Source organism: Psychrobacter sp. Sarcosine-02u-2 (assembly GCF_002836335.1).
Classification (GTDB): Bacteria; Pseudomonadota; Gammaproteobacteria; order Pseudomonadales; family Moraxellaceae; genus Psychrobacter; species Psychrobacter faecalis.
The window spans coordinates 1-12,504 of sequence record NZ_PJBX01000152.1; the positions used below are offsets into that span (position 1 = coordinate 1).

At 41.6% G+C, this 12,504-nt stretch carries 12 protein-coding genes; 9 read left to right on the forward strand and 3 right to left on the reverse strand.

The genetic code is table 11. The features are described 5' to 3' along the window. Positions 1-141 precede the first annotated feature (141 nt). On the forward strand, positions 142-1,149 hold the full coding sequence (gene hemB, locus CXF58_RS06415; RefSeq protein WP_102076928.1) for a porphobilinogen synthase: 1,008 nt from the start codon (positions 142-144) through the stop codon (positions 1,147-1,149). A 118-nt stretch (positions 1,150-1,267) separates the two neighbouring features. Here hemB and CXF58_RS06420 read toward each other — a convergent pair whose 3' ends face one another. Then, the gene (locus CXF58_RS06420) at positions 1,268-2,245 is read right to left on the reverse strand and encodes a glutathione S-transferase family protein (protein WP_102076929.1); all 978 of its coding nucleotides are present in this window, start codon (positions 2,243-2,245) and stop codon (positions 1,268-1,270) included. A 425-nt stretch (positions 2,246-2,670) separates the two neighbouring features. Here CXF58_RS06420 and CXF58_RS06425 point away from each other — a divergent pair, with 425 nt between their 5' ends. Beyond that, positions 2,671-3,444: a sulfite exporter TauE/SafE family protein gene (locus CXF58_RS06425; RefSeq protein WP_180952535.1), complete on the forward strand. Its 774-nt coding sequence runs from the start codon at positions 2,671-2,673 to the stop codon at positions 3,442-3,444. A gap of 37 nt (positions 3,445-3,481) precedes the next feature. On the opposite strand, the gene CXF58_RS06430 is transcribed toward CXF58_RS06425, so the two are convergent. Next, positions 3,482-4,207: a GntR family transcriptional regulator gene (locus CXF58_RS06430; RefSeq protein WP_102076937.1), complete on the reverse strand. Its 726-nt coding sequence runs from the start codon at positions 4,205-4,207 to the stop codon at positions 3,482-3,484. Between the two features lie 297 nt (positions 4,208-4,504). Here CXF58_RS06430 and CXF58_RS06435 point away from each other — a divergent pair, with 297 nt between their 5' ends. The 5 genes from CXF58_RS06435 to CXF58_RS06455 all read left to right on the forward strand — a co-directional run bounded on the left by CXF58_RS06435 (position 4,505) and on the right by CXF58_RS06455 (position 9,759). Beyond that, a complete protein-coding gene (locus CXF58_RS06435; RefSeq protein ID WP_102076930.1) occupies positions 4,505-5,794 on the forward strand; it encodes an SLC13 family permease in 1,290 nt (429 codons plus the stop codon). A 300-nt stretch (positions 5,795-6,094) separates the two neighbouring features. After that, positions 6,095-7,132, forward strand: coding sequence for a Bug family tripartite tricarboxylate transporter substrate binding protein (locus CXF58_RS06440; RefSeq protein ID WP_102076931.1), 1,038 nt, complete (start codon positions 6,095-6,097; stop codon positions 7,130-7,132). A gap of 117 nt (positions 7,133-7,249) precedes the next feature. After that, a complete protein-coding gene (locus CXF58_RS06445; RefSeq protein ID WP_068406033.1) occupies positions 7,250-7,705 on the forward strand; it encodes a tripartite tricarboxylate transporter TctB family protein in 456 nt (151 codons plus the stop codon). Between the two features lie 5 nt (positions 7,706-7,710). Further along, entirely contained in the window at positions 7,711-9,213 is a 1,503-nt protein-coding gene (locus tag CXF58_RS06450) for a tripartite tricarboxylate transporter permease (RefSeq protein WP_102076932.1), read from the forward strand. 105 nt (positions 9,214-9,318) lie between these two features. Continuing rightward, the gene (locus CXF58_RS06455) at positions 9,319-9,759 is read left to right on the forward strand and encodes a DUF4172 domain-containing protein (protein WP_228706556.1); all 441 of its coding nucleotides are present in this window, start codon (positions 9,319-9,321) and stop codon (positions 9,757-9,759) included. Positions 9,760-9,824: 65 nt separating this feature from the next. Here the strand turns inward: CXF58_RS06455 and CXF58_RS06460 are convergent, their stop codons facing one another. Beyond that, entirely contained in the window at positions 9,825-10,034 is a 210-nt protein-coding gene (locus tag CXF58_RS06460) for a hypothetical protein (RefSeq protein ID WP_102076933.1), read from the reverse strand. 116 nt (positions 10,035-10,150) lie between these two features. Here CXF58_RS06460 and CXF58_RS06465 point away from each other — a divergent pair, with 116 nt between their 5' ends. Next, positions 10,151-10,396 (forward strand): helix-turn-helix domain-containing protein, encoded by a 246-nt coding sequence (locus tag CXF58_RS06465; RefSeq protein WP_102076934.1) that lies wholly within the window; start codon positions 10,151-10,153, stop codon positions 10,394-10,396. 742 nt (positions 10,397-11,138) lie between these two features. Then, positions 11,139-12,260, forward strand: a complete 1,122-nt coding sequence (locus CXF58_RS06475) for a Fic family protein (RefSeq protein ID WP_102076935.1) — start codon at positions 11,139-11,141, stop codon at positions 12,258-12,260. The last annotated feature ends 244 nt before the right edge of the window (positions 12,261-12,504 follow it).

Here is a 12,504-nt window from a genome sequence, read left to right on the forward strand (position 1 = left end):
GTAGTGCCAGTTATCGTACAACATTATACCAACGGCCTTTTTATTCTCTTAATGATACCAATCTTATAAAAGCCAGTCTTAAAACAGCTGTTTCCATAAAGCTGATAGATAACCATGCTTAAAATCAAATAAGGAAACCTCATGACTTATACTTTTAACCGTCAATTCCCTGAAACCCGCTTGCGTCGCTTGCGTTATAACGATAACGTCCGCGCGATGATTCGTGAAGTTGAGCTGCATCCTAAGCACTTTATCGCACCCGTATTTGTTTTAGAAGGCGAAAACAAGCGCGAAGCCATAGCTAGTATGCCCGGCGTTGAGCGCCTATCGATTGATCTGTTGATTAATTATGCCAAAGAATTATTAGCAGAGGGCGTCACCACTATCGATATCTTTCCTGTCATTGATAATTCATTAAAAACGCCTGATGGCAAATCGGCTTATGATGAAAATGGCTTAAGCGCGCGCGCCGTCAAAGCAGTCAAAGATGCCGTACCAGAAATGGTGGTAATGACTGATGTGGCACTAGACCCTTATACCTCTCACGGTCAAGACGGTCTGCTCGATGACTCAGGCTATGTGGTCAATGATGAAACGGTCGAAGTCTTGGTCAAGCAAGCGCTTGTACATGCCCGTGCAGGCGCTGATATCATCTCGCCAAGTGATATGATGGATGGGCGTATCAAAGCTATGCGTGATGCCTTTGAAGCTGAAGGCTTTGTCAACACCGCTATCATGGCCTACTCTGCCAAATATGCTTCTGCTTACTACGGTCCGTTCCGTGATGCCGTTGGGAGTGCCGGCAACTTAAAAGGTGGGCATAAAAAGCAATATCAGATGGACTTTGGCAACCGCGCCGAAGCGCTGCACGAAGTTGCCATGGATATCAATGAGGGGGCTGATATGGTGATGATTAAACCGGGTCAGCCGTACTTAGACCTAATTCGTGAAGTTAAAAACACCTTTGGCGTACCAACCTTTGCGTATCAAGTGTCTGGTGAATACGCCATGCATATGGCTGCTATTCAAAACGGCTGGCTAACCGATGCGGTGATTTTGGAATCCTTGATTGGTTTCCGCCGTGCAGGCGCTGATGGGATTTTGACTTATTTTGCCCTAGAAGCGGCTCGTCAGTTGAATAACGCTTAATATAAATTAAATCGTTTTATACAAAGAACCGCGCCAGCTTATATACAAGCTAGCGCGGTTTTTTTTAGCTTAATTTAAAAAGCTCAATATTAGCTTAATTTAAAAAGCTCAATAAAAGCTAGAAACGTGCACGGTCATGAGGTTCGTTAAAATCAAGCACGGGACCGACAGGGATAATACGCGTGGGATTAATGTTGGCGTGACTGGTATAATAATGCGCCTTGATATGCTCGATACTGACCGTCTCGGCGATACCGGGCACCTGATATAAATCACGCAGATAACCCCAAAGATTGGGATAATCAACAATACGGCGGATATTACATTTAAAATGCCCAACATATACCGCATCGAACCGTACTAGCGTGGTAAATAAGCGCCAATCGGCCTCAGTAATCGTATCACCGAGCAAGTAACGTTGGTCAGCCAAACGTGCCTCTAACGTATCAAGCGCGTCAAATAGCGTCACTACCGCTTCTTTGTACGCAGCTTCGGTTGTGGCAAACCCTGCTTTATACACGCCGTTATTCACCGCTGAATACACGAATTCATTAATCGTATCGATTTCTGCGAGCAACGCTTTTGGTAAAAAATTAACGTCCGTCGCCCCTGCTTCATCAAAAGCAGAATTTAACATCCGAATAATCTCAGACGATTCATTACTAACGATGGTGTTGGTTTTTTTATCCCATAATATTGGTACGGTCACGCGCCCAGTATAGTTGGGCTTAGCCGCTACATACACCTCATACAAATAGCTGGCATTGACAATCGGATCGGCAATCACGCCAGCACCTTCTGCAAACGTCCAACCTTTATCGCCCATAAACGGATGCACAACAGACAGCGAAATCATATCTTCCAAGCCTTTGAGCTTGCGATAAATCGTGGTGCGGTGCGCCCACGGGCAAGCAAGCGACACATATAAATGATAGCGATTGGCTTCGGCTTTAAAGCCACCCACGCCGGTTGGCCCTGCGCTACCGTCCGCTGTTACCCAGTTTCTAAAACCAGCATCTTCGCGTACGAAGCGTCCACCGCTCGCCTCGGTGTCATACCACTTATCCTGCCATTGACCATCAACCAATAAGCCCATGTTTTGCTCCTGTTTATTTTAGTTTTAAATGAATGGATACTAAAAACGACTGCTAGCAAACAATCAGCATTAAATAACTGCCATCGTTATTAGTTTTAAGAGTTATAGTAACATTTCTATGTTGCCTAGCCATTAAGCTTTGTTCGTCTCTCAAACAAAGCTTAATGGCTAGCAGGTCTAGCGGAACAACAATGAGCAAGCGTTGGTGCCACCATACTTTATCAAAGATAAAGATAATGTAAGTCTCTTTCAAACAGCATTAAATACCCGTTATTTTGAACTGAGCTATTATTAGTTTTACAGGCTATTGCCGCGATTTGCATTTTAGAGGCCTTAATAAAGTAGATTACTAGTTTAAACATTTCGACTACTCATACTATCAGTCATTTAAGATACTTTAGAATTTGATGGAATAGGATTTTATAGTGACCAGTGTTTTAGAGCTATTGCACACCATCCCGAATTGGCACTTGGCAGGCTTATTTGTCGCTGGCATGGTCGCTTTTATCATCTCTACGGTGTCTGGCGGCGGCGGGGCCATGCTATTGATACCTGTCACCTCTTCAATGATAGGAACAGCCGTTACGCCTCCCGTGATCAATTTGGCCACGCTTATTAGCAATGCCTCACGGCTCTATCTATTTTGGCATGACATTGATTGGTCCTTGACCAGATACTATGTTCCTAGTGCCATTGTAGGGGCATGGCTTGCCGCCTTGGTATTTAGTCGCTTGGATGCAGGGTGGATTCAGTTATTGGTTGGCGTATTTTTGGTATCGACCATTTTCCAATATAGGTTCGGTAAAGTCGATAAAACCTTTGATATGCCAAAATTCGGCTTTATACCTTTGGGTTTTGTCATTGCTTTTATGAGTACTTTGGTCGGTGGTCTCGGACCTATACTCAACCCTTTTTATATGAATGCTGGGCTAGAAAAAGAAAACCTGATTGCTACTAAAACTGCCAACTCCTTTTTTGTGGGTATCATGCAAATCGGCGGCTACGCTTTCTTTGGCGTATTCCCTGCCAGACTTTGGCTATATGGACTGGTACTAGGGTTAGGTGCGGTCGTCGGCAATATCATTGGTAAGCATTTTTTAGCGGGAATGACGATTAGTCAGTTTAGAATAATGCTACTCATACTCATGGTTATTAGTGGGCTGATAATGATAATAAGAAACGTCAATGTGCTGTTTTAATAAGTCATTTGGTTTTATTGACGATCTATCATAATGATTAAATGATATTGACTTCATAACTAAATTTCCCTGCCAGTCCATATGACTCTCTATACTCGATAGGGTCACCCTCTAAATTTTTGGCAATACGGCATACTTTAACCAAACTTTCTTGTTTATTATTGCCTAAATAAGGGTCTATATGATTGGTTATAAAAAATAGCGTCTCGACGGCAGACGACACAAACTGTCCACACTTTGTATAATAAAAAGGATAAAGAAGATTCTCAAAATCTTCAGGCGCCAAGTTGGCAAAGGCTTCGTAACAGCTTTTAGGAAGCCATATCTTTTCACTCAGTAAGACTTTGTCTTCGACTATACGAACCCGCTCTATATAAATGAGCGCTTCATGTTCATCTATATCTAATTTTTGGTTAATATCATCAATCGCGTCTATCACTGAGATTTTTTTAATTATTCCTGTTGGCGTGACATAACCAGATTCTTTATCACGAAATTTAAAAAATCTTAATAATGAGCTATTAAAATCTGGACGCTTTAAAAACGTCCCTCTGCCCTGCTGTTTTATTAAAACCCCTTCCTCCACCAGTTTTTCAACCGCTTTACGCACGGTGCCTACCGATACCTGATATTTATCAGCAAACTCTTGCTCGCTAGGTAAAGGTGTGTTTTCATCCCACTTGCTCTCTGTCAGTAAGGTTTGTATGTGCCATCTTACCTGCTCATATCGTGGCATTTTAAAGTTTTTGAAATTGTCTATCATTGTTTCACCGTCATGGAAAATTTTTAATAACTCGATTTTTTTAAGCGACATTATTGCCGTAAAAGTAAGACTATTCTAATCGTTTTAATAGGTATTTTTGATCCGCTTGTTATTATCAACCTTATCTAATTCATATGAGTTTTTTTGCTATCATTCTACTTAATTAGAGGCGCTGCTAAGGCTTATTTGACTTATCGTTTATAAAGTTATTTTTCGATATTAGCGTACTGCTTTTTACTCTATAAAAGCTGCTATGGCTTTTTATAGAATTCATACCGTTAAAATCAAGGGGCAGTTGTGACACTTTATATTCTCGCAGCCATCGTAATATGCATTATTTTAGGCTATACCACCAAAATCAATATCGGCTTGTTTGCTATTGCGTTTTCGTATCTGATTGGTTGTTTCGGTATGGGGCTAAAGGCTTATGAGATTATTGAGCTATGGCCGCTAAAAATCTTCTTTGTCATTTTTGCTGTGACGCTTTTTTATAACTTCCCTCTCGCAAACGGTGCGTTAGAAAAACTATCGAACCATTTAATCTATAGGTGTCGTCATTTTCCAGCATTTTTGCCATTGATTATCTTTTTTGTTGCTACAGTTGTCGCAAGCTTAGGCGCAGGCTATTACACCGTTTTGGCGACAATGGCACCGATGATTCTGCTTTTGTCTAAACGTACCAATTTAAACATCGTTATTGCCACCTTATCTGTCAATTATGGTGCGCTCGCCGGTGCTAACTTTATTACCTCACAAAGCGGCGTTATCTTTAGGGAGCTGATGCGCGGCGCAGGCGTTGCCAATGATAATAGCTTTACTTATGTTTTAGGGGTTTTCGCTGCTACTTTTGTCATACCTGTAATTCTCTTGGGTGGCTATAGCGTGTTCAATGCCAAAAATAGCAAAATCTCGATTGAAACGACAATGCCAGAGCCTTTTGATAGTAAGCAAAAACAATCTATTATGCTGATTTTTACCATGATGGCGACTGTGCTGATTGTCCCTATTTTAAATCTACTCATGCCGCAAGTATCAGCGATTGAGTTTTTGAACGCTCGGATCGATATTGGTTTTATCGCGGTTATTTTTGCTTTAATCAGCCTATTTTTAAAGTTAGGCGACGAAAGAGCAGTGATAGCACTCATACCTTGGAATACGCTTATTATGATTTGCGGTGTCGGTATGTTGATTCGCCTCGGTGTAGAGGTAGGGGTCATTTACGAGCTCACCGAATGGCTCAGTACCAACGTCCCTATCTGGTTGATACCGACGCTAGTCTTCGTTATCAGCGCAATCATGTCCGTATTTGCCAGTACACTTGGCGTCGTCGCCCCTACTTTGTTTCCTATAGTGTTACCCCTATCCGTTGCCTCTGGCATAAGTCCTTTATTACTCTTTACCTGTATTGTTGTGGGCGCGCAAAGCTCATCACTGTCACCTTTTTCATCAGGTGGTAGTCTCATGTTAGGCGCCTCTCAAGTCGTTATAGAAAAAAATAAGCTCTTTACTGCTCTGTTATTCAAAGCTGTGCCCTTAGACATCTGTGTTGGGATAATAGCAATCTTAGTGATCCAACTTATCTTTTAATGCCTTATAAATAAGAGAAAGCTATAAAAGTGTTTGTTATTTATAACTGAAAGCTAAGCATAAGAATAATAGTCAATACCCTTATGCGTCTCTATAGTATAATAAAATTCATACAGACATACATATGTTTCTTGTCATTTACAAAATATTCTGTTACTTTTATACAGTGACAAAAAAACATATTTTGATGAAATGCAGTAACTTCGTTAGTCTGATCGTAGCTTCAAACATTAATAACGGGTTGCGCCGATCAGAATTCTATTGAAACTTTAGTACAAATATACACACAAGGAGTGTCGTGTGAAAAAACTTTCCTATCTGGCTCTTGGCCTATCTATTCTATCTTTGACTGCCTGTAACAACGCTAATGAAACGACCAGTACAGATGCAGCCGCGACAGATGGCTCAAGTGAGCTGACTGCTCCTTCACGTCCTGAATGTATCGCACCTGCCAAGCCAGGCGGCGGCTTTGACTTGACTTGTAAGCTTGCTCAAGCGGGTTTGAAAGACACTGGCATCTTAAAAGATCCTATGCGCGTGACCTATATGCCAGGCGGGGTTGGTGCGGTTGCTTATAACAAAATCGTTGCCAATGATCGTGATAATGGTGATGCCATTATTGCCTTCTCAACCGGCTCTATTCTTAATTTATCACAAGGTAAATTTGGTAAATTCACTGAAAAAGATGTGAAATGGCTAGCCGGTGTCGGCACAGATTATGGCGCTGTCGCCGTCAATGCGGATTCAGACATCAAAACTTTAGATGATTTGGTTAAGGTTCTAAAAACACATCCAAAATCAGTCAGCTTCGGCGCGGGCGGTAGTGTCGGTGGTCAAGATTGGATGCAAACTGCCATATTGGCCAAAGCCGTTGGCGTCAATCCTAACGACATGACGTATGTGGCGATGGAAGGTGGCGGTGAAGCAATCACAGCGGTCATGGGTAATCACATCACCGCCGTTAGTGCTGGCATTGCCGAGCTTATGCCGCAAACCACTGCTGGCAAATTGCGCGTCCTAGCCGTATTTGCCGATGAAAGGTTGGATGGCACTATGAGCGATATTCCTACTGCTAAAGAGCAAGGCTATGATGTCACGTGGCCGGTCGTTCGTGGTTACTACATGGGTCCAGATGTGAGCCCAAGTGCTTATAACTGGTGGAAGGATGCCTTTGATAAGATGCTTGCCGATCCAAAATTTGCTGAGCTACGTGAACAGCAAGAATTATTGCCATTCTCTATGACCGGTGAAGAGCTACAAGAGTATGTTTATAAGCGTACGGGTGAGCTTCGTGAGTTGTCTGCTGAATACGGTCTTGTTGAGGCTGAAGCCAAATAGTGAGCTTGGTGTTCAATCACGTTATTGATTGAATACTAAAGTTTGATCGTATTCTTAAAAGGCTGGCAGAAAATAGAGATGCCAGCCTTTTTGCCCTAACATTCTAGGAGTCCTATTATGACTATGGAACGTCTGTTTTCTGGGCTAATGGCACTGGTGAGCTTATTTTTAATATACCTAGCCATTGGCTATGTCGCTCCTATTGCCTATGATCCCATCGGCCCTCGCCCTTACCCGATTTTAATCTTTTCATTGCTGGCATTTGGCGCGCTAGTTGTTGCTTTTCGTCCAGCAAGCTTTACCAAGCCGATAGAATTAGGGCTTACCAAACCAATTATTAGAAACTTAGTACTCTGTGCGCTTGCGTTACTCGTCTATGGTTTGATTTTTGAGGTACTGGGCTTTATTGTTGCCACCATTCTGATGTCCTTTGCCGTAGGTTTACTATTTGCTGGCAACCCGCTTAAAAGCTTTATCTTTTCAGTGTTAATCAGTATTGGCTTATACGTCTTATTTGACATACTTTTGGATGTCAAATTACCACTTGGATTATTATCAGGGATAATAGGATAGCCAGTATGGATACTTTTGAATTTTTAATGCACGGTTTCGCTATTGCATCTACCCCAGAGAACTTACTGATTGCACTTATCGGTGCTTTTTTGGGTACCATTGTCGGTATGTTGCCTGGACTTGGTCCTATTAACGGTGTGGCGATATTACTGCCTTTCGCCTTTGCTTTAGGATTACCACCAGAAAGTGCGCTCATCTTACTTGCCGCCGTCTATCTTGGTTGTGAATATGGTGGTCGTATCTCCGCCATTCTCATTAACGTGCCAGGTGATGCTGGCGCTATTATGACGACATTAGATGGTTATCCATTAGCCAAACAAGGCAAGGCCGGTATTGCACTTTCTTTATCCGCCGTCAGCTCCTTCGTTGGTGCGACGATTGCCACGATCGGTGTGGTTTTATTTGCCCCGTTATTAGCCAAGTGGGCCATCTCATTTGGGCCCGCCGAATATTTTGTATTGATGGTATTTGCTATTACCTGTCTCAGCGGTTTGGTCGGTGATCAACCCATTAAAACTGGTATTGCCGCTCTAATCGGTCTTGGTTTAGCGACGGTTGGTGTCGATGCGGTTACAGGGATTTACCGCTTTACTTTTGATTCGGTCAACCTATCTGATGGTATTCAATTCACCACTATTGTGATTGGTTTTTTCAGTGTCAGTGAAATCTTAATCTTACTCGAAAAAACTACTACTGGACACAAGGTAATTGAGCAAGGTAAGCGTAGTTTATTAAACCTTAAAGAGTTTATGTTTACCTTAGGCGCGATGTTACGTAGTGGTTTAATGGGCTTTGTTGTTGGTATTTTACCGGGTGCAGGGGCTACTATTGCGAGTGCCATGACTTATGCCAGTGAACGCAAAATCGCTGGTGACAAAGGTACGTTTGGTGACGGTGATCTGCGCGGTGTTGCATCGCCAGAGGCAGCGAATAATGCCTCAGCTTGTGGCTCGTTTGTGCCTATGCTGACTTTAGGTGTGCCAGGTTCAGGTACTACAGCGGTTATGATGGGTGCGCTAACTTTGTACAACATCACTCCGGGCCCGCAGTTATTTACCGAGCAGCCTGATATCGTTTGGGGTCTGATTGCCTCTTTATTTATCTGTAACGTTATTTTGCTGGTAATGAATATTCCATTGGTTGGCTTATTTGCAAAATTGCTAAATGTGCCAAATTATATCTTAATACCAGCAATTGCTGCGGTCAGCTTTGTTGGCGTATACTCAATCCATAGTACGACTTTTGATTTGGTCTTTATGGTCGCACTTGGGGTGTTCGGTTATTTCTTACGTAAGTTAAACTTTCCATTATCAGCGCTTATTTTAGGTTATGTTTTGGGCGAGCTGATGGAATCCAATTTAAGACGCGCGCTATCTATTTCTCAAGGTGAGCTAAGTATTCTGTGGGGCAGCCCTATCACTATGGTGTTATGGTTATTGGCTATTTTGATGGTGTTTATGCCAGTGTTGCGCAGTATCTATCGCAGAAAATTTAAGCCTGCTGTTTAGTTTTTAGCGATTCTGTTTTTGAAACACTCTGCTGTGGTGGTTATACTTTAAGTATGATCACCATTTTTTTATGAAAATTAGCGCCTACCTTCTCATTAAAATTGGATAAATTGGCAATGGTCAGATAAAAAGCTGTTGCCGCTGGTGAGCCAAGTGCGATTGCGTCAGGGTCAGCTTCTTGGAGGATTGCTGACGCTAGGATTTGATTTAAATGTTGAAGCTCAGTTAGACGCCGTTACTCTTGAAATCGTTAAAACATCTGAAATCGCAGGCGAGGTTTTAAAAACAGATCAAGTAAGATCCTCTGTTGCTCGGCATTTAGGGGTTGATAACCATAATATGCCTGCGGCCTCACGAGAAATTGATGCAGTGGTTGAGATGATGTTAGATGCAACATTCCACTATCAAAAGCCGTTATTGTTAGAAGATTTGCTCGGTTGGCATCGAGCGCAGTTCCCAGAAGGCTATGACCGAGAGCGAGTCCTAGTTATACCCTCCCGCAACCTTCTTGACAGCTTCATCGTTAAATTCGGCTCTGGAAGGTAGTTTTCTTGTTCCTGGTAAGCTCCGACTAATACGCCTAGTTTACCAAGTTTAGCTCTACGGTTTCTTCAGCATAGCTCATTGATGCTACCAGTGATACCAGTGCGCATGTCTTTTTCAATTTCTTCCCAAACGTATAAAATCTTGCGACCACCAAAAGGACGTATGTAATGAATGCCCTCAATAAGTACGCTATCCTTAAGCTCACTACGGATCGTGCGCGGATTGTATTTGATACGCTCAGAAAGCTCTTGGGTTGTCAGGTAAGTGTGTGACATAATACATTCCTTATGTAAAGTTTAATCATAATGGTACTTTTGAACATCATAGTTGTAATTTAACATATTTTTATAACTATGTAAGTACTTTTTACAACTAAGATTGGAGTTTTAATGTGATAGTTAATCATTTACCGACTTTGTTAGCCGAAAGAAGATTAAAGGTAGCGGATGCCGTACGCTCTACAGGAATCAGCAAAACGACGTTACATAAAATATATAACGACCAATCATCAAGAATTGATTTTGATACCATTGATAAGCTGTGTGAGTTCTTAGAAGTTGAGGTTGGAGATATCTTTGAATATGTTGCTAGCTCCGATGCGGAGAATGTACAAGCGCTAGACTCTAAGAAAAATTAATCATAAGCTTAGGCTGTATAGTTAACTGCAGATTTAGATACGATTTATCATATGTGTTAGACATTAAAAAACCCAAATCACGTGATGATTCGGGCTTTCGCTAATATAGACTTTCAAAACATGTAAACTACAAACATTGATAGTATTTAAGGTTGAGGTCAAAAAGCTCCATTATTTAACGAGCCAAAAATACGTTAGGCACGCCTTGGGCACATTTTAGGCACACAGGATTTTTAATAGAGTTTACTTGCGAATAGAAAAACAGAGTTTTTAACTAATGTATAATTTCGATTTGCGCTACAGCCCTTATAAAACGGGCATAAAAAAAGCCCCAATCTTTATGATTGGGGCTTTCGAATCTGGTAGGCGTAACTAGATTCGAACTAGCGACCTCTACCATGTCAAGGTAGGTCAACCAAAACCCATAAATGTATCTTATATTACATCCCTTTATTTATAATGCCTACAGCGATTTTTAACTTCACGAAAACGCAAAGTTATTTAAAATCATATTAGATTTATTTCGTAAATAGGCACTATAAAATTATAGTGTTTTTACCTCCACTCCCTCCTCGGTTTTTTGAGCTAATTACCTATATTTTCTCCACTTTTTCTGTCCTTTTTACTAAAAAGGCTAGGTTTAACTCATCATTTCGGCGATGACTTTCCTTGTTTATTAAGTTTAATCTCTGCATAATATAAGGAGAATAGCCCTCTAACTTCTGCAGGTTTTGGTCTTATTATGAAACACGTTACTTATATTCATGAACACCCCAATTGGACAGATTGGCAATGGTCAGATAAAAAACTGTTGCCGCTGGTAAGCCAAGTGCGATTGCTTCAAGGTCAGCTTCTCGGAAAATTGCTGACACTAGGATTTGATTTAAATGTTGAAGCTCAGTTAGACGCCGTTACTCTTGAAATCGTTAAAACATCTGAGATCGAAGGTGAAATTTTAAAAACAGATCAAGTAAGATCCTCTGTTGCTCGGCATTTAGGGGTTGATGACCATAATATGCCTGCAGCCTCACGAGAAATTGATGCAGTGGTTGAGATGATGCTAGATGCAACATTCCACTATCAAAAGCCCTTATTGTTAGAAGATTTGCTCGGTTGGCATCGAGCGCTGTTCCCAGAAGGCTATAGCGGGCTTTATCGTATTAAAGTTGGCAAGCTTCGGGATGATAGTCAAGGCGCTATGCAAGTAGTTTCAGGAGGCTATGGCCGAGAGCGAGTGCATTTTGTTGCTCCTCATGCAGACAGGATTTTTGATGAGTTGGATCTTTTTTTACAGTGGCTTAATATGCCGTCTAGCCAGCAAGATAATTTAGATTTGGTCATTAAAGCGGGTATCGCGCATTTATGGTTTGTGACGTTGCATCCTTTCGATGATGGTAATGGACGGCTGACAAGAGCAATCACGGAGCGAATGCTAGCAAAAAGTGATGGTAGCGCTCAGCGCTTTTATAGTATGTCCGCGCAAATTCTAAATCGGCGCAATGATTATTATAAGGTGTTGGAACGTACACAAAAAGGCGATCGCGATATTACTTTGTGGCTGGTTTGGTTTTTAGAAACGCTGAAAGACGCTTTACTTGCAGCTCAAGCGACCACCGATAAAATTATGGATAAAGCCAGCTTTTGGCAGATGCATCGACATCATGCGTTAAATGATAGACAGATTAAGATGCTTAATAGTTTGATGAGTGACTTTTACGGCAAGTTGACCACTAAAAAATGGGCGACTATTAATAAGTGCTCGATTGATACCGCACTTCGAGATATCAATGATTTGATAGAAAAAGGAATGTTAGAGAAGTCCGCTGCTTCAGGGCGTAGTACAAATTATGAGATTGTTTTATAAGCTTGGGCACTGATTGACAGCTAGTCCTAGTTATACCCTCCCGCAACCTTCTTGACAGCTTCAGCTTTAAATTCGGCTCTAGGAGGTAGTTTTCTTGTTTCTGGTAAGCTCCGATTAATACGCTTAGTTTACCAAGTTTACCTCTACGGTTTCTTCAGCATAGCTCAGCCCCCTTTGGTTTTTATAGTTAATCAAAACAATATACATATTACAGTAATACTAAACCAGTGAGTACACCTGAAAA

Excerpts from the sequence above, each read along its gene's own strand:
- hemB (WP_102076928.1), top strand. The coding sequence starts at position 142 with ATGACTTATACTTTTAACCGTCAATTCCCTGAAACCCGCTTGCGTCGC.
- CXF58_RS06420 (WP_102076929.1), bottom strand. The coding sequence starts at position 2,245 with ATGGGCTTATTGGTTGATGGTCAATGGCAGGATAAGTGGTATGACACC.
- CXF58_RS06430 (WP_102076937.1), bottom strand. The coding sequence starts at position 4,207 with ATGATAGACAATTTCAAAAACTTTAAAATGCCACGATATGAGCAGGTA.
- CXF58_RS06445 (WP_068406033.1), top strand. The coding sequence starts at position 7,250 with ATGACTATGGAACGTCTGTTTTCTGGGCTAATGGCACTGGTGAGCTTA.
- CXF58_RS06450 (WP_102076932.1), top strand. The coding sequence starts at position 7,711 with ATGGATACTTTTGAATTTTTAATGCACGGTTTCGCTATTGCATCTACC.
- CXF58_RS06460 (WP_102076933.1), bottom strand. The coding sequence starts at position 10,034 with ATGTCACACACTTACCTGACAACCCAAGAGCTTTCTGAGCGTATCAAA.
- CXF58_RS06475 (WP_102076935.1), top strand. The coding sequence starts at position 11,139 with ATGAAACACGTTACTTATATTCATGAACACCCCAATTGGACAGATTGG.